Origin of the sequence: Microbacterium sp. CSI-V, assembly GCF_001984105.1 — a bacterium.
In the GTDB taxonomy this organism is placed as follows: Bacteria; Actinomycetota; Actinomycetes; order Actinomycetales; family Microbacteriaceae; genus Microbacterium.
Genome location: NZ_MTQM01000008.1, coordinates 368,670 through 387,951, shown reverse-complemented (window position 1 = coordinate 387,951; position 19,282 = coordinate 368,670). Strand labels below are relative to the sequence as shown.

Annotated in this window: 19 protein-coding genes; 10 read left to right on the top strand and 9 right to left on the bottom strand. The window is 69.7% G+C overall.

Annotated features, from left to right (window positions below; genetic code table 11):
- Positions 1-77 precede the first annotated feature (77 nt).
- The 3 genes from CSIV_RS08420 to arfB all read left to right on the top strand — a co-directional run bounded on the left by CSIV_RS08420 (position 78) and on the right by arfB (position 2,270).
- Positions 78-878, top strand: a complete 801-nt coding sequence (locus CSIV_RS08420; RefSeq protein WP_077050947.1) for an ABC transporter ATP-binding protein — start codon at positions 78-80, stop codon at positions 876-878.
- Complete coding sequence (locus CSIV_RS08415) at positions 875-1,636, top strand: ABC transporter permease (protein ID WP_077050946.1); 762 nt, start codon at positions 875-877, stop codon at positions 1,634-1,636. The genes CSIV_RS08420 and CSIV_RS08415 overlap by 4 nt, the downstream gene beginning before the upstream one ends.
- 196 nt (positions 1,637-1,832) lie before the next feature.
- Positions 1,833-2,270 carry an alternative ribosome rescue aminoacyl-tRNA hydrolase ArfB gene (gene arfB / locus CSIV_RS08410; protein WP_077050945.1) on the top strand — a complete coding sequence of 146 codons (438 nt, stop codon included), beginning with the start codon at positions 1,833-1,835 and terminating at the stop codon, positions 2,268-2,270.
- A 54-nt stretch (positions 2,271-2,324) separates the two neighbouring features.
- On the opposite strand, the gene CSIV_RS08405 is transcribed toward arfB, so the two are convergent.
- The 5 genes from CSIV_RS08405 to CSIV_RS08385 form a co-directional block, all read right to left on the bottom strand.
- Positions 2,325-3,212: a CPBP family intramembrane glutamic endopeptidase gene (locus CSIV_RS08405; RefSeq protein ID WP_238592352.1), complete on the bottom strand. Its 888-nt coding sequence runs from the start codon at positions 3,210-3,212 to the stop codon at positions 2,325-2,327.
- Complete coding sequence (locus CSIV_RS08400) at positions 3,209-3,586, bottom strand: hypothetical protein (protein ID WP_077050944.1); 378 nt, start codon at positions 3,584-3,586, stop codon at positions 3,209-3,211. The genes CSIV_RS08405 and CSIV_RS08400 overlap by 4 nt, the downstream gene beginning before the upstream one ends.
- Entirely contained in the window at positions 3,586-4,026 is a 441-nt protein-coding gene (locus CSIV_RS08395; protein WP_175627584.1) for a hypothetical protein, read from the bottom strand. The genes CSIV_RS08400 and CSIV_RS08395 overlap by 1 nt, the downstream gene beginning before the upstream one ends.
- 140 nt (positions 4,027-4,166) lie before the next feature.
- A complete protein-coding gene (locus CSIV_RS08390) occupies positions 4,167-4,976 on the bottom strand; it encodes a MarR family transcriptional regulator (RefSeq protein ID WP_077050942.1) in 810 nt (269 codons plus the stop codon).
- Between the two features lie 80 nt (positions 4,977-5,056).
- Positions 5,057-7,144, bottom strand: coding sequence for an APC family permease (locus CSIV_RS08385; RefSeq protein WP_077050941.1), 2,088 nt, complete (start codon positions 7,142-7,144; stop codon positions 5,057-5,059).
- A 132-nt stretch (positions 7,145-7,276) separates the two neighbouring features.
- Between CSIV_RS08385 and CSIV_RS08380 the strand changes: the two genes are divergently transcribed.
- Positions 7,277-8,344 (top strand): VanZ family protein, encoded by a 1,068-nt coding sequence (locus tag CSIV_RS08380; RefSeq protein ID WP_077050940.1) that lies wholly within the window; start codon positions 7,277-7,279, stop codon positions 8,342-8,344.
- A 231-nt stretch (positions 8,345-8,575) separates the two neighbouring features.
- Here the strand turns inward: CSIV_RS08380 and CSIV_RS08375 are convergent, their stop codons facing one another.
- On the bottom strand, positions 8,576-9,787 hold the full coding sequence (locus tag CSIV_RS08375; protein ID WP_077050939.1) for a NosD domain-containing protein: 1,212 nt from the start codon (positions 9,785-9,787) through the stop codon (positions 8,576-8,578).
- Positions 9,788-9,818: 31 nt separating this feature from the next.
- Positions 9,819-10,037, bottom strand: a complete 219-nt coding sequence (locus tag CSIV_RS08370; RefSeq protein WP_077050938.1) for a hypothetical protein — start codon at positions 10,035-10,037, stop codon at positions 9,819-9,821.
- Between the two features lie 215 nt (positions 10,038-10,252).
- On the opposite strand from CSIV_RS08370, the gene CSIV_RS08365 reads away from it, so the two are divergent.
- The 6 genes from CSIV_RS08365 to CSIV_RS08340 all read left to right on the top strand — a co-directional run bounded on the left by CSIV_RS08365 (position 10,253) and on the right by CSIV_RS08340 (position 17,160).
- Entirely contained in the window at positions 10,253-11,575 is a 1,323-nt protein-coding gene (locus CSIV_RS08365) for an ABC transporter substrate-binding protein (protein ID WP_083735063.1), read from the top strand.
- A gap of 148 nt (positions 11,576-11,723) precedes the next feature.
- Positions 11,724-12,578, top strand: coding sequence for a carbohydrate ABC transporter permease (locus CSIV_RS08360; RefSeq protein ID WP_077051371.1), 855 nt, complete (start codon positions 11,724-11,726; stop codon positions 12,576-12,578).
- Positions 12,575-13,411, top strand: a complete 837-nt coding sequence (locus CSIV_RS08355; RefSeq protein WP_077050937.1) for a carbohydrate ABC transporter permease — start codon at positions 12,575-12,577, stop codon at positions 13,409-13,411. Before CSIV_RS08360 ends, CSIV_RS08355 begins: the two co-directional genes overlap by 4 nt.
- A gap of 1 nt (position 13,412) precedes the next feature.
- Complete coding sequence (locus CSIV_RS08350; protein ID WP_237488866.1) at positions 13,413-14,825, top strand: NosD domain-containing protein; 1,413 nt, start codon at positions 13,413-13,415, stop codon at positions 14,823-14,825.
- An 11-nt stretch (positions 14,826-14,836) separates the two neighbouring features.
- Complete coding sequence (locus CSIV_RS08345) at positions 14,837-15,883, top strand: LacI family DNA-binding transcriptional regulator (RefSeq protein WP_077050935.1); 1,047 nt, start codon at positions 14,837-14,839, stop codon at positions 15,881-15,883.
- A gap of 44 nt (positions 15,884-15,927) precedes the next feature.
- Positions 15,928-17,160: a glycoside hydrolase family 32 protein gene (locus tag CSIV_RS08340; protein WP_077050934.1), complete on the top strand. Its 1,233-nt coding sequence runs from the start codon at positions 15,928-15,930 to the stop codon at positions 17,158-17,160.
- 149 nt (positions 17,161-17,309) lie between these two features.
- On the opposite strand, the gene ypfJ is transcribed toward CSIV_RS08340, so the two are convergent.
- Positions 17,310-18,182, bottom strand: a complete 873-nt coding sequence (ypfJ, locus tag CSIV_RS08335) for a KPN_02809 family neutral zinc metallopeptidase (protein ID WP_077050933.1) — start codon at positions 18,180-18,182, stop codon at positions 17,310-17,312.
- Between the two features lie 55 nt (positions 18,183-18,237).
- Positions 18,238-19,272 (bottom strand): LacI family DNA-binding transcriptional regulator, encoded by a 1,035-nt coding sequence (locus CSIV_RS08330; protein WP_077050932.1) that lies wholly within the window; start codon positions 19,270-19,272, stop codon positions 18,238-18,240.
- Between the last annotated feature and the right edge of the window lie 10 nt (positions 19,273-19,282).

The window sequence follows — 19,282 nt, the reverse complement described above, 5'->3', positions numbered from 1 at the left end:
ACGCGTCCTCCGGAACCGGCTGGCCGGAGGCGATGGCCTCGTGCGCCCTCCGGCCGGAACACGACGAGAGGAACACCATGCCCATCACCGATACCGGTCCCGCCATCCGCGTGCGGAACCTCACCAAGTCGTACGGCGACGTCCGCGTCCTCGACGGCCTCGACCTCGATGTCGAACGCGGCACGATCGTCGCGCTCCTCGGCTCCAACGGCGCCGGGAAGACGACGCCCGTTCGGATCCTGTCGACGCTGCTCCGCGCCGACGGCGGGACCGCGGTCGTCGACGGAGCCGACGTCGCGACCCGGGCCGCGCGCGTCCGCGCCGCCATCAGCCTCACGGGGCAGTTCGCCGCGGTCGACGAGGTCCTGACGGGGCGCGAGACTCTCACGCTCGTCGCCCGCCTGCGTCATCTGCCCGACCCCGCCCGCGTGGCCGACGCGCTGCTCGAGCACTTCTCGCTGACGGATGCCGCGCGCCGGGCGGCATCCACGTATTCCGGTGGCATGCGCCGGCGTCTCGACATCGCGATGAGCCTCGTCGGTGAGCCGGCCGTGGTCTTCCTCGACGAGCCGACGACGGGGCTCGACCCGCAGGCGCGCCTGGACGTATGGGATGCCGTGCGCTCCCTCGCCGCGTCCGGCACCACCGTGCTGCTCACGACGCAGTACCTCGACGAGGCCGAACACCTCGCCGACCGCATCGCGATCCTGCACGGCGGACGCGTCATCGCCGAGGGAACGCTCGCGGAACTCCGCGCGCTGTTCCCGCCGACGACGGTGGAGTACGTCGAGAAGCAGCCCACCCTCGAGGAGATCTTCCTCGCCATCGTCGGCTCCGCCCCGGGCTCCGCCGGCCCGCTCGCCGAGGAGGAATCATGACCACCCACGCCTTGTCCGACACCGCCGTACTCACCGGACGGTCGCTCCGGCACATCCTCCGCAGCCCCGACACGATCGTGACGACCGCGATCATGCCGGTCGCGATCATGCTGCTGTTCGTCTTCGTCCTGGGCGGCGCGGTCGACACCGGCAGCACCGCGTACGTGGACTTCCTGCTGCCCGGCATCCTGCTGATCACCGTGGCATCCGGGATCGCGTACACCGCGTACCGGGTGTTCCTCGACGTGCGCGGAGGGATCGTCGATCGGCTGCGGTCGATGCCCATCGCCCCGGGAAGCGTCCTGTGGGGACACGTCCTCACCTCGCTGCTGGCGAACGCGGTGTCGCTGACCCTGGTGATCGGCGTGGCGCTGCTCGTCGGCTTCCGGTCGGGCGCGTCGTCCGTCGCGTGGCTCGGGGTCGTCGGCATCCTGATGGCGTACACGCTCGCCCTCACCTGGGTGGCGGTGATCGCCGGCCTCGCGGCGAAGACCATCGACGGTGCCAGCGCGTTCAGCTACCCGCTGATCTTCCTGCCCTTCGTCAGCTCGGCGTTCGCGCCCACCGACACGATGCCCGGTCCCGTGCGCTGGTTCGCCGAGAACCAGCCGGTGACGTCCCTCGTGGATGCCATCCGCGCCCTGCTCGCGCAGCAGCCCGTCGGCGCGAGCGTGTGGATCGCACTGGCGTGGTGCGCCGGCATCCTCGCGGTCGCGTGGGCCGTCGCGGTGACGCTGTTCCGGCGGTCCGGCCGCTGACGCCGGACCCGGTGTCCCCGCCCGCCTCGGCGGGTGGGGCGGGGCCGCAACCTCGGTTCAGTGTCCAAGACACGCGGGTCGCCTCGTTCGGCGTCCGCGTGTCTTGGACACTCAACGGGTTGGGGGGCGACCGGAGGCCGGCGCCCGGAGGCGGATCCTGCCGGAGCTGTATGCAGAGACCGCGCATGATGGAGCCATGCCCTCTTCCGACGGACCCGACGTGCGCGTCAGCGCGGGACTCGTGATCCCGGCGTCCGAGCTGTCGTGGCGGTTCTCGCGCTCGTCGGGCCCGGGCGGACAGGGCGTGAACACCACCGACTCCCGCGTGGAGCTGATGTGGGATGCCGCCGGCTCCGCGGTGCTGTCACGGGTGCAGCGCGAGCGTCTTCTCGAGCGACTGGGTGATCGCCTGGTCGGCGGGGTGCTGACGATCGCGGCGTCCGAGCATCGGGCCCAGCTGCGCAACCGCGACGCCGCGCGCGCCCGACTCGCCGCGCTCGTGGGCGAGGCCGTGCGCGCACCCGCGACCCCGCGTCGGGCGACTCGCCCGACCCGTGGTTCTCAGGAGCGTCGCCTGCAGGCCAAACAGCGCCGTACCGATGTGAAGAGGATGCGGCGGCGCCCCACCGACTGAGGCCGAGCGCCCCGGATGCCGCGGGCTCGGCCGTGCGGCGGGGGCGCCCTCGGCTCAGGCCTCCACGCGGACGCGGGCGGGCTCGTCGGCCTCGGCGCGGCCGTGGGCGTCGCCGCGCGTCACGATGAGCAGGACGATGGCCCACGCCACGTAGGCGAACGTGCCCGCGGTCGCCACCAGGTTGGCGGTGTTGACCGACGCGTTCGTGCCGTCGTCGATGCCGCCCGAGGCCAGGATCGTCGTCGGGTCGGTCAGCGCGTGGAGGAGGATCGGCCAGATGAGCGACCCGCCCGTGCGCAGCGTCGCGTACATGCAGATACCGAAGGCGAAGGTGTAGACGACCGTGGGGCCCACGATCGCGAAGCTCTGCCCGGTGAACAGGTTCGACAGGTGCAGCAACGCGAAGATGAGCGAGGAGAGGGTCATGACCGCCCACTCGCGGTACCCGTGGCGTCGGAGCATCGTGACGCCCATGCCGCGGGTGAGGAACTCCTCCGAGAACCCGACGAACAGCCCGGCGATCAGGACCGAGACGACGACCGCCGCCCCGTACCGGCCGTACTCGATGCCGATGAAGTGGAACACGATCGGCACGAGGATGAGGATCGGTCCGAGCCAGAACCACCACTTGCGTCCGACCGGCTGACGTCCGAACAGCGGACGCGGCAGCCACCCGATGCTGGCCGCGATGATCACCAGGATGATCGAGCCGACGAGCGGTTGCACCCCGATGGAGATGAAGGCTCCCAGCGGCGTCGCGAAGATGTCGTCACCCTGCACGAGGCCGCCGAGGACCGGACGCAGAGCGAGGCCGACGAGGTTGTACAGCGCGATGTAGATCGCCGCCATCAGGACGGCGCGCCACCATCCGCCCCGGTTCCAGAATCGCTGCCAGCCGTTCGTGCCGATGGTCTCGCGGTCGGGCGTCGAGGTCGCGCTCACGCGAAGAACCGGTTCGCTCGGGCCGTGTAGAGCAAAGCGATCCCGATGCCGGCCAGGACGATCGTGATGATCGCGCCCACGAGGACGTTCGCGTCCTGGTGGGTCGCCGCCTGGAGGATCGAGCTCAGGATGCTGAGCCCGAGGGATGCCGTGACGATGACGCGGGCGATGCGGTTCGCGCCGAAGAGACCGAAGCTCACCAGCAAGGTGATGACCCCCACGACGATGCCGATCCATGCCGACGGCACGGAGACGCCCGCGGGGGCGATGGCTCCGGTGAGGATCAGAATCGAGAGGCCGATCTGCAGGACGGCGGTGATCCAGGCGATGACGGCGACGAGTGTCACGCCCCCCGGACGGTCGTTGTAGGCCATCAGTGTGCGTCCTTTCCGAGTTCGGCGAGAAGCTCGTTGAGCCCGAGGCCGCCGATGGTCTGAGCCTCGAATTCGAGGGTGGTGCCGGTGTTCGTGTCGGTGAGTTCGATCACGCGGACGGTGCCGCTGTGCCGCGTGCGGACCTCGAGGTCGGCGCGCGCGATGTGGGCGACGGGGTGCAGGTTCTTCCACCCGCCGACGATGCCGGTGGACTGCCGGCCGAGCACGTGGAGCTTCGACTCGGACACGGCCAGGACGATGGAGGGGTAGCTCCCGTGCGAAGCGCTCTGCGCCCGTTGGGCCAGCATCCCGCCCGCGACGCCCCAGGCCGTCTGATTGTCGCCTCCGGCGCTGACGCCGATGACGGAGCCGATGAGGCCCGCCTTCGTCGAACCACGTGGCATGACCACGGCGACGTCGATGATCTGATCATCGGGCACGACCGCCTGGGCACCTTCCCGTGCGTGCTCTTCTCGTGACATTTCCGACTCCTTCGTATCCCTTTCAGGACAGTACCGAGAGAGTTCATTATGGGACAAGTGCGAACAGTTCGCGGTTCTAACAAACCGCGCGTGGAGTCTCAGGCCGTCCGCCAGGCCGCGAGTTCGGCGAAGAGCGCGGCGAGCGACGCGGACTCCTGTTCGATTCCGAAGGCGACGGCCCCGACGGCCTCGAACCCTGCGGGCGTCGCCCGGATCACGACGGCCCGCCGATCCTCGGGCACTGTGCCGCGCACGCGCGCGACGAAACCCTTCGCGCACAGCTGGTCCACGACGTGCGAGGCTCCCGCCGCCGAGAGTTCCAGCGGACCCGCGAGCTCGCTCGGACGTACCCCGCCCTGCATCGCGATCAGGACCAGCGCAGCCCGTTGGCGCGCCGCCAGCTTTCCCCTCGTCGCGGCTGCCGGCATGTACCGGACCAGGCGGGAGCCCGCCTCGCAGATGCGCAGGAGGAGGTCGAGAGCGTCGGAGGGTGAGACGGGAGGCGACGACGGAGCCGGCGTCCCCATCCCGTCGCTGATGGCGCGGGCGATGTCGGTGCTTGCGGAGAAGAACGCGGTCGTCTCCCGGTGAAGGGTGAGCGCCCTCTCCTCACCGGCGGCGGTCAGGACGACCTCCACGGCCCGCGCGTCCGTCGCGGCCGCGCGCGTGACGACCAGGTCCTCCGTCTGCAACCGCAGGACGAGACGCGAGACGGCACGACGCCCGAGCCCGCTGACGTCCGCGAGGCGACGGGTGGTGACCATCCGCTCGGAGGCGAGCAGGACGAGCGCGATGATCTCCTCGATCTCGGCCCAGCTCGTGCCGAAGACGGCGTCGACGACCCGTGTCATCCGGTCGTTGAAGTCGCCCAGCAATCCGATCGCGCGCCCGCGCGCCTCGTCATCCACTCCTGCGCTCGCTCCTCCCCCTCCCGGTATCCAATCAGGATCGCGGGAGGGGCGCCTGCGCGTTCACCCGGCTCGGGTGCTCAGGATGCCGGGGAGTTCGGCGTCTTCCCGCGGTGCGCGGGCACCTCGGCGACGGGCTGGCCACCGCGCTGCTGACCCGGGAGCGGACGCGAGCGCCGGCCGTAGATGAGCTCCGACGAGTCGAGCAGCCACGGGACGAGCGTGATCGAGACGCCGTGCACGAGCATCAGCTGCTGCGCGAGGCGACGCGAGCGGCGGTTGTGGAGGATCGACTCCCACCAGTGGCCCACGATGAACTGCGGCAGGTAGACCGTGACGACGGCCGAGCCGTGCTTCTCGCGGTAGCTCTTGATGAAGGTCGTGACCGGTGACGTGTACGTGCGGTACGGCGATTCGATGATGACGAGCGGGATGGGCATGTCGTGCGCCGCCCACTCCTTCTGCAGGCCCGCGGCATCCTCCTCGGTGATCGCCACGTGCACCGCCAGCGTCTTGTCGTGCTTGGCGGCGAGGGCGTAGTCGATCGCCTTCATGACCGGCTTCTGCAGACGGTTCACGAGGATGATCGCGACGTCGCCCGACGAGCCGAAGTGCACGTCGTCGTCCATGCGGATCTCGTGCTCGACGTCGCGGTAGTAGCGGTTCACGCCGAGCATGAGCGTCGCGAGGATCGGGATCGCGATGAACACCAGCCACGCGCCGTGCGTGAACTTCGTGATCGTGACGATGAGGAGCACGAGCACGGTGAGGGAGGCGCCGAGGGAGTTGATCCACAGGCCCGTGATCGCGGAGCGTCGCTCGTACCGCGCGCTCTGCTGCCGCGCCGCCTCGGGCGACAGCGCGCGAAGGCCGGCCAACGTCCGGCGCCAATGGCGGACCATGCCGATCTGTCCCAGCGAGAAGGACACGAACACGCCGATGATGTATAGCTGGATCAGGGTCGTGAGGTTCGCCTGGTAGACGATCAGCACGCCGATCGCGACGATGCCGAGGATCACCATGCCGTTGGAGTAGACGAGACGGTCACCGCGGGTGTTCAGCGCCTTGGGGGCGTAGCCGTCGCGCGCGAGCACGGCACCCAGCAGCGGGAAGCCGTTGAACGCGGTGTTCGCCGCGAGCAGGAGCACGCACGCGGTCGCGGCCTGGATGATGAAGAACGGGATGCTGCCCATGCCGAACGTGGCGGCGGCCACCTGCGCCATGAGGCTCGGCTGCGGGAGCGTGCAGTCGAAGCCGACCAGGTTGCAGGGGTTCTCGGCGTAGTGCACGCCGGCGAGCAGCGCCAGGAGGGTCAGGCCGACGAAGAGGGCGATCGCGATGCCGCCCATGAGCGTGAGGGTCGTCTGCGCGTTGCGGATCTTGGGCTTGCGGAACGCCGGCACGCCGTTGGAAACGGCCTCGACGCCGGTCAGGGCCGAACACCCGCTCGAGAACGCGCGGAGGACGAGGAGGATGAGCGCGGCCTGCGTCAGCGATTCGGCCTGCACGGCGTATTGGGCGCTGGATGCCATCGGCACATCGCCGAGCACGGCGCGACCGAGACCGACGACGATCATGATGCCGACCGACCCGATGAACAGGTACGTCGGAATGGCGAAGACCGAGGAGGCTTCGCGGACTCCGCGGAGATTGACGATGACGATGAGGATGACGAATCCGACGGCGATCTCGACCCGGAAGGGGTTCAGTTCCGGGAGCGCCGAGATGATGTTGTCGACCCCGGATGCCACCGACACCGCGACCGTGAGCACGTAGTCCACCAGCAGAGCGGCGGCGACCACGACACCGGGGACCTCGCCGAGGTTCTTGCTGGCGACCTCGTAGTCGCCACCGCCCGAGGGGTACGCCTTGATGAGCTGTCGGTAGCTCAGGACGACCACGACCAGCAGGATGACGACGGCTGCGGCGACCCAGGGGCTGAGCGTCAGCAGGGCCGTCCCTCCGATCAGCAGGATCATCAGCAGCTCCTGTGGCGCATAGGCCACGGAGGAGAGTGCGTCGGAGGCGAAGATGGGGAGGGCCATCTTCTTGGGGAGGAGCTGTTCGTCGAGTTTTTCCGACGTGAGAGGCTCGCCGATCAGGATGCGCTTGGCCATCGGCGTCGGTTCGCCGGGCTCGCGACTTTCGTCAGTCACGGCGCGCGACATTACGCGCACTACCGCCCGTACGCAATCTGACCCGCGGCGCGTTCACCGGCTGGTAGTCATCCGGCGAGGTGCACGGGTGACCGTAACGGTGAGAACTCCGTGGCCTCGGGCACTATTCCCTAGGCTCGCCGGGTGCACAACATCATCGGATCGGGGAGCCTGGCGATCTTCCTCGGAGGCGTCGTGGCGTTCCTCGCCTTCGTGCCGTTCGTGGCCGTCAGCTACCGACGGCGCGGGCGGCTCTCGTTCGGCCGGACGCTCCTGTGGGCGGGCGCGGCGGTGTATTTCTGGGCCATCTGGACGTACACCCTCGTCCCGATGCCCGACAGCGACGCCTACCGCTGCGCGGGGAGGAACCTCCGCCCGTTCCAGTTCGTGGACGAGATCCGGGATGCCGTCGCCGTCTCGGGCCGCTACCTCACCGATCCGGTCGTGCTGCAGGTCGCGTTGAACGTTCTCCTGTTCGTGCCGCTCGGATTCTTTCTGCGCGTGCTCGGCGGGCGCGGCATCGTGGTCGCCGGGCTCGTCGGTCTCGCGATCAGCGGGATCATCGAGACGACCCAGCTGACGGGTGTGTGGGGCCTGTTCCCGTGCGCGTACCGCGTCTTCGACGTCGACGACCTCATCGCCAACACCTCCGGCGCGCTCCTGGGATCCCTCGTCGCGTTCGCCGTGCCGCGGAAGCACCGCGGACTGGAGAAGTCCCCGGATGCCGAGATCCCCCGGCCCGTCACGCGCGGCCGCCGGGTGCTCGGCATCCTGTGCGACGTGGTGGGCATCGGACTGCTCGGATCGGGCGTCGCGGTGGCGCTGCAGGCGGCGCTGGTCCTCCTGTTCGACGACCCGGGACGCACGGGTGACCTCGCCTCGGCGGTGGGCACGGGCGTCGGCGCCGCCGTGTGGCTCGTCGTGATCCTCGGTACCGGGCGTTCGGTGGGCGACCTCGCCACCCGCGTGCGGTACACGAACGGCGTGCTGCCGACCTGGCTCGCGCGGGTGCTGCGGTTCCTGACCGGCGCGGGCTCCTACACGGTGCTCGAGGGCCTCCCGGCGCCCTGGTCGCTGCTTTCGGTGGTGCTCCTCATCGCCACGACCGTGCTGCTGTTCGCGTGGCGCGACGGACGGGGCCTCACCGGCTGGATCGGGCGCCGTCGGCTCGTCGACGACCGTGAGGGCGTGGTGAGTCCGATTACCCGCTGAGCCCTGCTCCCCGGGGCTGCTGCGCGGGGCGATACGGGCTGTCGTGCGGAGTTCGTGGGCGACGCGCCGGGTGGTGGCATCCGGTGTCGGCGTGTCGGGCAAGGACTCCGCGGGACGGCACGGCGGACCGAGGCTGGGGGGCCGGGGCCGAGCCCGAGGCCGAGCCCGGACCGAGGCCGAGCCCGAGGCCGAGCCCGGACCGAGGCCGAGCCCGAGGCCGGCCGCCCGGCGTCAGGGCGTCGCGCGGAAGCCGTAGGTCGCCGCGCCGAGTGCCTGGAACTCGGCCGTCGTACCGGAATCCAGGACCTTGGTGTTCGTCGTGCTCCCATCGAGCACCGCCGACCGGACCGCGACGTTCGCGGCGTGGTGGTTCATCGCCAGGTAGTTGTTGCTCCCCGATTTCACCAGGACCATCGTGGGAACCGCACCCGAGGGCAGGACGTTCGCCGGCGGGACGTCGAACGAGAAATGGTTCGTGACCACGGTGTTCCCGCTGCCGCGTACGTGGATCAGCCCGAAGAGGTCGTCCTGCGGGGCGGGGACGCTCTGGAACGGCGGGAAGCTCTCGCGGTTGCGCAGGAAGTGGTTGCTGCTGATCAGGTTGTTGTCGCAGGTGCCCTCGGTCGTGATCATGCCGGAGAAGAAGCTGTGCAGGCGGTTCGCCGTGACGCTGCTGTTCCCGCAGTTCTTCAGGTGGACGCTGCTCTTGCCGCGAGGGAACACGTTGTTGCCCGAGATGAGCAGACCGAAGTGGCCCTCGGCGAAGATCGAGAATCCGTAGGGGCCCGCGCCGACGAGGTTGCCGCTGACGAGGCTGGCCTGTCCGGAGGCGACGAGCTCGATGCAACTGCCGCACTCGGCGATGAAGTTGTTCGTCACCGCCAGCGCGTCGGCGCCCGTGATGACGAGCCCGCGCTGCAGGTACACCAGGCCCATCCCGGCAATCCGCAGGGAGTCGGTGTCGCTGGTGGAGCGGATGCCGATCTTGCCGTTGGTGTAGCTGTTCTGGTTCGGCGTGAATGAGACGCCGTCGAGGCAGAAGTCGATGAACTCGATCGAGCTCAGTCGCGGCGATCCGGAGCGCTGGATGAGGAACGCCTCGGCGTTGCCGTCGGTGTTCTCGACGCGGATCCGGCTGCCGCCGGGGAAGATCTCCCACCACGACGACGTGTCGCCCGCGTTGTACCGGATGCTCGACGACGTGAAACCGTGGCCCGAGCCCTTGATCTGCAGGTAGCTGATGTCGATGACGGCGCGGGTCTTGAGCGAGTAGTCGCCCGGCGGGATGTAGATCACCGCTCCGGGCTTCGACGCCTGGGAGGTCTGCGTCGACTTGATGTCGGCGATGATGCTGTTGATCACGGCGCCGATGTCGGTGGAGGCCGTGACCGTCGGTGCGGAGGGGATCGTCCAGGTCGTCACGTCGTAGATGGCCGAGGGCATGTCGGCTCCTTCGCCGTTCGGGTCGTTCGCGTCAGAGCACGCCGAGCAGCGTGCGGTGGGGTCGTGCGGGTGGCGTGTTCGCGGCGGCGGGGGCTGCTGCGCCGGCCGTGGGTGCCGCGACGGCGGGGCGGGCGCCCCAGGTGCCGACGGCGCCGGCCGCGAGGGCGATGGAGAGGAACCCCCGCCGGGTGAGTCCGCCCGCGGAGGCGGTGGCCGCCGGCGCGAGTCGGCGTGAGCGTATGCGGGTCATGGTTCTCCTTCGAGCCAAATGGATTTGGCATGCAGCCTCGAGGCGAGAGTAGAACGGGCTCGCGGGGCGGGCAAGCGCCAAAGACTTTGGCCTCCGGCCGCGCTTGACGGGTGCGGCATGCGGCCGTTAGCTTCATGCCAAGACGATTTGCCAAAACGTATTGGCGGAGACTCCTACCCACACTTTCCCGAATCACTCACGAAGGAGTCGAAGTGATGAAGCTTCGCACGCAACAGCAGACCGGACTCGTCCGGCGCGCGATCGGACCGCTCGCCGTCGTGGCGGCCGCGGCCGTCGTCCTCACCGGATGCGGTGCCGGCGGCGGCACCGGTGCAGCCGAGGAGGATTCCACCCTCACCGTCGTCGTGGAGGGCGGCGGCAAGGCCGAGCTCCAGCCGATCGCCGACCTCTACAAGAAGGAGAAGGGCACCGACGTCACGCTCGTCGAGCTGCCCTACGACGGCCTGTACGACCGCATCCAGTCCGAACTCCAGGCCGGCACGCCGTCGTTCGACGTCGCCGCCCTGGATGCCATCTGGCTCCCGGCCTTCGCTCCGGGTCTCGCCCCCCTCGACGACCTGTTCACGGACGACGTGAAGAACGATCTCTTCGACGGTCTCGTGGGGGAGTCGCAGGTCGACGGGAAGCACATCGGGATGCCGGTGTGGACGAACTCCGAGATCCTCTTCTACCGCACCGACCTGTTCGAGGACGCCACCAACAAGGCCGACTTCCAGGCGAAGTACGGCTACCCGCTGGCCGCCCCCACCACGTGGGAGCAGTACCGCGACGTCGCCGAATTCTTCACCCGTGACACCGATGGCGATGGAACCGTCGACCTCTACGGCACCGACGTGAAGGGCGCCGTCGAGACCGAGTGGCTCGCCACCGTCTCGCAGGCCGGGGAGTCGCAGATGGTCCTCGACCCCTCGAGCGGCGACGTCACCATCGACGACGCGAAGCACAAGGCGGCTCTCGACTTCTACGTCAGCCTGCTGCCGTACGCGCCGTCCGGTGCCGCCCAGCTCGACTGGGCCGGAGCGCAGAACCTCTTTTACCAGGGCAAACTCGCCATGATGCGCTTCTGGGGCCACGCCTACCGGCAGACTCCGGCGGATTCGCCCGTGAAGGACTCCATCGGCGTCGCGCCCATGATCGGCGGACCCGGGGGAGTGGCCGGGGTTCCCGGCGCCTGGTACCTGTCGGTGCCCGCGAGCGGGACGAAGCAGGATGCCGCGAAGGACTTCATCGCGTTCGCGTACGAGCACAACGACCTCGCCGCCGACACGTCGCTGGGACTCGTCGCCCGCAAGAGCGCGTTCGAGTCGAAGGCCGACGTCGCCGGGTTCGAGAACTACGGGGCCCTCGTGAAGACCCTCGAAGCTCCCGGCTCCGCGCCCCGCCCGGCGACGCCGGAGTGGCAGGAGATCGTCGACTCGGTGCTCGTGCCGATGCTGCAGAAGGCCGTCGAGCCGGGAGCGGACACCGCCAAGCTCCTCTCCGACGCCAAGACCCAGATCCAGTCGATCGTCAACTGACGATCCCGTTCGAAAGCATTCCGTGGAGACCATTGCTCCTCCCGCCCGCGACGGGGTGGCCCCGGCCGCCCCGTCGCGGGACGTGCCGGCGGCCCCGCGTCGGCGCCGCAGCAAGGACGCCGGAGACCGGCGCTTCGCCCTGGCCCTCATGGCCCCGGCAGCGCTGTTTCTCGCTGTGTTCGTGCTGTGGCCGCTCGTCCGCTTCGTCTACGACAGCTTCTTCGAGATCTCGCCGTTCGCGGGAGCCGGTCGCACATTCGTCGGGCTCGCCAACTACGCCGCGGCCTTCGGGTCCGAGACGTTCCAGTCGGCATCGATGCGCACAGTGGTCTACACGGTCGTCGTGGTGACGGCGGAGTTCGTCCTCGGCCTCGCCGTCGCCCTGCTCTTCACCGCTCTGGGACGTCGATCGGCGGTCTTCCGCACGATCTTCATGTATCCGCTCATGATCGCCCCCGTCGTCGCGGGACTCCTGTGGCGTTTCCTGCTCATCGACAACTTCGGCATCGTCAACGAGCTGCTCACCCGTGTCGGCATCCTGTCGGATCCGAGCCAGATCGCGTGGCTGAGCGATCCGCGCATCGCCCTGTTCTCGGTGGCGGTGCCGGACATCTGGCTGACGACGTCGTTCATCACGCTCGTGCTGTTCGCGGGACTGCAGAACATCCCGGGCGACGTCATCGAAGCCGCCCGCATCGACGGGGCTCGCTACCCCCGAATCCTGTTCAGCATCATCCTTCCGCTGCTGCGGCCCGTGATCGCCGTGGCCCTGATCGTCCGGGGCATCGACGCGGCACGGGCGTTCGACATCATCCTCATCCAGACCGACGGTGGGCCGCAGAACAGCACCACCACCCTCAGCCTGCTGATCTACCGCACGATGACGCGCTTCGGCGACCCGGGCCTGGCGAGCGCGATGGGCACGGTCTACCTCGTGGCCATGCTCGCCGTCGCGATCGCGGCCGTCCTGCTCATCTGGCGTCCCGGAGGTACCGCGCGATGAACCCCCTCGAAACGGTCGGCCGCAGCCGCGTGGTGCTGTGGGCACTGCTCGCCGTCGCCGTCGCCCTGTACGGCTTCCCCTTCCTCTACCTCCTCCTGACGTCGTTCAAGACCCCGTTGGATGCCATCGCCGTTCCGCCCACGGTCCTCCCCGGCGTCTGGACGCTCGAGAACTACGTCTCGGCGCTGTCGCGCGCGGGAGTGCCGGCCGCCCTGATCAACAGCGTGGTGACCGCGGTGATCTCGACCGCCCTGTCGCTTCTGTTGGCCGTACCGGCGGCCTACGCGATCACGCGGTTCCGCACACCGAGCGGTCGCGTGTTCATCCTCGCGGCCCTCGTGACCCGCATGGTTCCGACCATCGCCGTCGGAGCGCCTCTCATCGAGGTGATGCGATCGCTGGGCCTCACCGATACCTCGTTCGGGCTGGCCCTCGCGCACACGACGATCTCGCTGCCGTTGTCGATCTGGCTCATGGCCAGCTTCTTCGAGGCGGTGCCCGATGAGCTGGGCGAAGCCGCCGAAGTCGACGGGTGCTCCCGTCTCCAGGCGATGGTGCGCGTCGTGCTGCCTGTGGTGTCCGGGGGGCTCGCGGTCACGGCGATCTTCGCGTTCCTCGCCTCGTGGAACGAGTTCCTCTTCGCGCTGCTCCTCACCTCCGTGCGAGCGCAGACGACGCCCGTCGTCATCGCGAACTTCCAGACCCAGTTCGGCCTCGACTGGGGTGGCATGACGGCGCTGGCGACGGTCTACTCGGTCCCCGTCATCCTGCTCACGCTGTTCCTCCAGCGGCACATCGTCGCCGGTCTCACCCTGGGTGCTGTGAAGGGCTGACATGGCACTCGCAGATAAGGAGAACTCGCCGATGCCTCCGCGCAACAACCGCTACGACGTGACCGAATGGCCCCATGGCGACGCCGCTCAGGACATCGGCGCGGTGATCAACGACATCCTGCGCGACGTCAAAGAGCGCCAGCAGGGGGCCGACGTCGAAGACGGCGGTCGTCCCGGAGCCGTCATCCAGATCCCGCCGGGCGACTACCGCCTGCGCACGCAGGTGGTCATCGACCTCAGCTTCGTGCGCATCGAGGGGGCGGGGCACGGGTTCACGTCCTCCAGCATCCGGTTCAACGTCCCCGAGTCCGAGTGGGCGGGGTTGCACGAGCTTTGGCCGGGCGGGAGCCGGGTCATGGTCGATCTCGTCGACGTTCAGCCGGACGACGAGTCATCCGGAGCCGCGTTTCTCGTGGCGCGCACGGGCAGCCCGCGGATCAGCTCGGTGGAGTTCAGCGGCTTCTGCATCGACGGTCTGCATTTCACGGCGCCCGGACCCGACGACAATGTGGAGAACTCCTACGTCAACGGCAAGACCGGGATCTTCGTCCGGGATGCCAATGACTCCTTCCGCGTGAACGGGATGGGGTTCGTGTACCTCGAGAACGCGCTCACCATCTACAACGCCGACGCGCTGTCGATCCACGACAACTTCATCGCCGAGTGCGGGAGCTGCGTGGAGCTGCGCGGGTGGGGGCAGGCGTCGAAGATCACCGACAACCTCATCGGCGCGGGGTTCGCGGGTCATTCCATCTACGCCGAGAATCACGGCGGTCTGCTCATCACCGCCAACAACGTCTTTCCGCGCGGGTCCAGCAGCGTCTCGCTCCACGCGGTGACACGGTCCAGCGTCACCAACAACCGCCTGCACTCGTTCTACCCCGGCATGGTGGTCCTGGCGGCCGGCAGTTCCGAGAACCTCGTGGCATCCAATCACTTCCTGCGCGACCACGAGCCGTGGACACCGTTCCTCGGGGTCGAGGGACGTTACGACGACGCGTTCGGCCTCGTGAACGTCGACGGCGACGGCAACTCGATCATCGGCAACCACTTCTCCGAGGTGGTCGCCGCGTCACGGGTCCGGCCGGACGGTGCGGCGCCCGTGATCGTCCGGCTGGCCGCGGGCCGCGGCAACCGGGTGTCCGACAATCACGTCGTGGCCTCCGACGTCGACCCGGGCTCACAGGATTCCGCATTCGAGGCGCAGGTCGAGGCATTGCTGTCGACCGCGGAGGCACGGCCGCTCGCGGTGGTCGCGGTGCGCGTGGACGCGGCGTCCACCGGTAACACGATCCTCGACTCCGGGACCGAGGACGAGGTGGATGCCGACCTCACGGTCAACGCGGTCCGCTTCACACCCGCCGTCCGGACGTCGCACAGCACCGTGCCGGGGCAGAAGATGGTACGAACGTGAGGGGGGCGACGATGACCGAGACGCGGCTGACCGAGAAGACGGCGGGGATCCGTGACGTCGCCGCGCGCGCCGGGGTGTCGCAGACCACCGTCTCGCACGTGCTCAACGCCACCCCGCACACCCGGGTCAGCGAAGAGACCGCCGCTCGTGTGCGCGTCGCCGCGGAGGAGCTCGGCTACCGTCCGAACCGCCTGGCCCGTGGCCTGCGCACGCAGGCGTCGGAGATGATCGGACTCCTCACCGAGGAGATCGCGACCACCCCGCACGCCGGTCGCATCATCCTCGGGGCGCAGGAGGAGGCGAGCCGCCACAACCTCACGCTGGCGATCATCAACTCCGAGCTGAACCCCGATCCGGAGGTCCCCCCGGTGCAGGTGCAGGCGTTCCTCGACCGCCAGGTCGACGGCATCATCTACGCCACCGTCTACCACGACGAGATCGTCGCGCCCGAGAACCTCTCCGCCCGCCCGGCCGTTCTCATCGGTGCGCGCGACAGCTCCGGCATCCTGCCCGCCGTCCTCCCCGACGAACGCGCCGGGGCCGTGGCGGTCGTCGAGATGCTCGTCGCGCGGGGGCACCGCCGCATCGCCTTCGCCGCGAGCGCCGAAGACGTCCCGGCCACCCGCGGTCGCCTCGGTGGCTACCTCGAGGCGATGGCCGCGGCGGGGCTGCCCACCGAGGGGTTGGTCGCCGAGGGGAGCTCCGACGCCCGCGGCGGCTACACCGCCACGAACGCCCTCCTGGATGCGGGCCCTACGGCGCTGTTCTGCTACAACGACCGGATGGCGATGGGCGCCTACCGGGCAGCCGGGGAACGCGGGCTCTCGATCCCCGGCGACCTGTCGGTGGTCGGGTTCGACGACCAGGCGCCGATCCCCGAAAGCTTGTTCCCGCCTTTGACCACCGTCGCCCTCCCGCACTACGAGATGGGGGCGTGGGCCGTCGACGCGTTGTACGCCGTCGTCAGCGGGTCGGGCGAGCGGGCGGCATCCTTCGCGCCGACGCTGCTGGCGTGCCCGCTCGTCGAGCGCGAGTCGGTTGCGGCGCCCCGAGCCTGACCTTCCCCCTCCCCCTTCCGGGACCCTTCCTTCGGAGACCCTCCATGCGCCCTTCGCTGCATTTCACCGCCCGTTCGGGCTGGATCAACGACCCCCACGGCATCACCTGGCGTGACGGCGAGTACCACGCGTTCTTCCAGTACGTCCCTGATCGGGTCGAGTGGGCTCCGAGCTGCCACTGGGGCCACGCCAGCGGGCCCGACCTCCTGTCGCTGCAGGAACGCGCCGTCGTCCTCGCGCCGGGAGACGGCGATGACGGGATCTGGACCGGATGCCTCGTGGTCGACGGCGACGACCTGCGCATCTTCTACACCGCGATCACCGAACCCGACTTCGGCATCGGTCGCGTGCGTGTCGCAACGCCCGATGCCGGCCTCGACGGGGCCTGGGTGAAGGGCGAGGTCGTCGTCACCGCGCCCGCCGAGCTCGACCTCATCGCGTTCCGCGACCCCTTCATCCGTCGTGACGGCGATGGTTGGCGGATGTTCGTCGGCGCGGCGGGACGCGACGGGACGGCGATGGCGCTGACCTGGACGTCTCCCGACCTTCGTGCGTGGCGGTACACCGGTGTGGCGCTGCAACGCTCGACCGAGCTGACGGAACCCGTCTGGATGGGGGCGCTGTGGGAGTGTCCGCAGTTCGTCACGCTCGACGGCGGGGACATCATGATCTCGTCGGTCTGGGACGCCGACATCCTGCACTACGCGGGCTACGCCGTCGGCGGGTTCGACGGCGATCGCTTCGACGCCGAGGCGTGGGGGCGCCTGACATACGGCGACGGTCTGTACGCTCCGTCCCTGTTCTTCGACGCCGAGGGCGCCGCGTGCCTCCAATTCTGGATCCGCGGGGTCGGCGACCACGACGCCGGCTGGGAGGGCGCGCACAGCGTGCCGTATCGCCTCGGTCTCGAGGGTTCGGTGCTCACCGCCAGACCGCATCCCGACGTCGCCCGGCACCGCGGCCCGCTCGCCGTCGACGGGCGGGTCGCAGGCCTCGCGGCCGACATCGAGTGGTCGGCGACGAGCGGGCGCCTGACCGTCCGGTCGGGCGGGGCGGAGGCCGTGACGGTGGACAAGGACGACACGGATGCCGTGGTGCGCGTGGGCACGCAGCAGTGGACGGTGCCCGTCGGGGCGGCGGTTCGGATCATCCTCGACGGGCCGGTCTTCGAACTGTCGTCGGAGGCGGGGGTGTTCAGCGCCGTCCTCGCCCCCCTCGGCGACGACCTCCACGTCGAGACGACCGCGGGCACCACGGTCGTGTATCCGTTGAGCTGAACCGTCGGCCTCGGGGACTCCGCCCGTCTCCGCAGGTCAGGGTCTTCGTCGGAGCCCGCGGAACCTCGTCCCACTTCTCGTCGCTCTGGCGCCCTGTGTCCCGCAAGACGTGGGACACACCGCGCCACAAGTGGGACGAGGACCCGGGGCTACAGGCTCGCCGCCGGCACCGAGAACGTGTCGCAGGCGTTGACCCCGCCCGCGCGTCCGGCGTCGAACCATCGCTGGCGCTGCTCGCTCGAACCGTGGGTCCAGCTCTCGGGATTGACGACCCCGCCGGACTCGGCCTGGATGTGATCGTCGCCGACGGATGCCGCGGCGGCCAGGGCGTCGGCGATCTGCTGATCGGTCGGCGGTTCGAGGTAGGGCGTGCCGCTCTCGTCGACCTGATCGCCCGCGTCGGCCACCCACGCGCCGGCGAAGCAGTCGGCCTGGAGCTCGGTGCGCACGCCGTTGCTGTCCGGGCCGGTGCCGTTGTTCGGGTACTGCTCCATGACGCCGATGAGGTTCTGCACGTGGTGGCCGTATTCGTGGGCGAGGACGTACAACTGGGCCAGGGGGCCTGCCGTGGTGTCGAACTGCTCGCGCAGCAGCGCGAAGAACGTCGGGTCGACGTAGACGGTCTCCTCGGGCGGGCAGTAGAACGGCCCGGTCGCGTTCGACGCGGTGCCGCACTGCGTCGAGGTCGCGCCGTCGACGATGATCAGCTGCGGCTCACGGTACCCCTCGACGGTCTTGCCCCAGAACTGGTCGATGTTCAGCGATGCGGCGGCGAGCCGGCAGTCGTCGTTGCGGTTGGCATCCTGCCCGGTCTCGCAGTTCGCGATGCGCTCGCCGCCGGTCTGCGGCGCCGCGGCGCCTCCGCCTCCGACGATCCCGCTCAGGTCGGTGCCGGTGAAGAGCTGGATGAGCAGGAAGACCACCGCGCCGAGGCCCACCGCGCCACCGCCGACGGCGGCGACCGTGCCGCCGCGGCGCTTCGCCGAATTGCCGCCGACGCGGGCGTTGTCGTTGAACGTCACGTCCGAGACGGTAGCGCGTGGCGGGCGCGAAGGAAGGGGGCTTGAAACGCGGCCGTCAGCCGATTCGGCGCACCGTCGCGGTCGCCCGCGGCGGCGCCGTACTCTCCCGCACCACGAGTTGTGGACGGTCCGACGAGAAGCGGCGTCCCGTCTCGCCGGCGATCTCGTTGAGGAGCAGCTGCAGACCCCGGCGCCCGAGCCCGGCGAAGTCCTGGTCGACCGTGGTGAGTGGGGGAGACCACAATGCGGCGAGCGGATGGTCGTCGAAGCCGGCGACCGAGATGTCGTCCGGAACACGCAGACCGGATGCCGTGATCCCGCGGATCACTCCCATCGCGATCTCATCGTTGCCGCAGAACACCGCGGTGACGGCGGGATCCTCCGCCAGACGGCGTCCGATCTCGATACCGGAGCGCGGGTCCCACGTGGCGTCCTCGAGCGGGGGGATGACCGCGACGCGACGCTTGAGCGCGCGACGCCAGCCGGTCGTCCGGCCGTCCTCCCGTCGCGACGGCGGCACCCGCACGTGGTGCACGGTCGCGTGGCCGAGGTCGAGCAGGTGGTCGGTGAGCTCCTCCGCGGCGCGGGACTCGTCCAGCACCGCTTGCCGCAGCCCCGGCTCGCGGACACCCGAGAGCGCGACCACGGGGAGGGAGGGCGGGATGCGATGCAGCGCGGCGACGCCCGGAGGGTCGAACTTCAGGACGCACACGCCGGCGAGCGGCTGCGAGAGCGTGGCGGCGATCGCCCGGTCGATCTCGACGTCGTCGGTGCTCTCGACCACGGTGATCATCACCGTGTAGTCCCCGGCGCGGGCGGCCTCCTCGATCCCCCGGATGGTCTCGGCGTAGCCGTACTGCGACGTGTCGCCGGCGATGACGGCGATTACCTGCGCCTTGCGGGAGGCCAGCACGCGGGCCGCGGCGCTGGGACGGAATCCCAGCTCCGCGATGGCCACCTCCACTGCCTCGCGCTTGGCGGGGCTCACCTTCGCGGCGCCCGTCAGCACGCGCGACACCGTGGGGACGGAGACTCCCGCGCGCGCGGCGACGTCGGCGATCGTCGCCGGCTTGTTGCGCGAGGGGTCCATCGCTCTCCGT

Coding starts and splice junctions, on each gene's coding strand:
- CSIV_RS08420 (WP_077050947.1), top strand. CDS start 78: ATGCCCATCACCGATACCGGTCCCGCCATCCGCGTGCGGAACCTCACC.
- CSIV_RS08415 (WP_077050946.1), top strand. CDS start 875: ATGACCACCCACGCCTTGTCCGACACCGCCGTACTCACCGGACGGTCG.
- arfB (WP_077050945.1), top strand. CDS start 1,833: ATGCCCTCTTCCGACGGACCCGACGTGCGCGTCAGCGCGGGACTCGTG.
- CSIV_RS08400 (WP_077050944.1), bottom strand. CDS start 3,586: ATGGCCTACAACGACCGTCCGGGGGGCGTGACACTCGTCGCCGTCATC.
- CSIV_RS08385 (WP_077050941.1), bottom strand. CDS start 7,144: ATGTCGCGCGCCGTGACTGACGAAAGTCGCGAGCCCGGCGAACCGACG.
- CSIV_RS08375 (WP_077050939.1), bottom strand. CDS start 9,787: ATGCCCTCGGCCATCTACGACGTGACGACCTGGACGATCCCCTCCGCA.
- CSIV_RS08370 (WP_077050938.1), bottom strand. CDS start 10,037: ATGACCCGCATACGCTCACGCCGACTCGCGCCGGCGGCCACCGCCTCC.
- CSIV_RS08365 (WP_083735063.1), top strand. CDS start 10,253: ATGAAGCTTCGCACGCAACAGCAGACCGGACTCGTCCGGCGCGCGATC.
- CSIV_RS08360 (WP_077051371.1), top strand. CDS start 11,724: ATGGCCCCGGCAGCGCTGTTTCTCGCTGTGTTCGTGCTGTGGCCGCTC.
- CSIV_RS08355 (WP_077050937.1), top strand. CDS start 12,575: ATGAACCCCCTCGAAACGGTCGGCCGCAGCCGCGTGGTGCTGTGGGCA.
- CSIV_RS08350 (WP_237488866.1), top strand. CDS start 13,413: ATGGCACTCGCAGATAAGGAGAACTCGCCGATGCCTCCGCGCAACAAC.
- CSIV_RS08345 (WP_077050935.1), top strand. CDS start 14,837: ATGACCGAGACGCGGCTGACCGAGAAGACGGCGGGGATCCGTGACGTC.
- CSIV_RS08340 (WP_077050934.1), top strand. CDS start 15,928: ATGCGCCCTTCGCTGCATTTCACCGCCCGTTCGGGCTGGATCAACGAC.
- CSIV_RS08330 (WP_077050932.1), bottom strand. CDS start 19,272: ATGGACCCCTCGCGCAACAAGCCGGCGACGATCGCCGACGTCGCCGCG.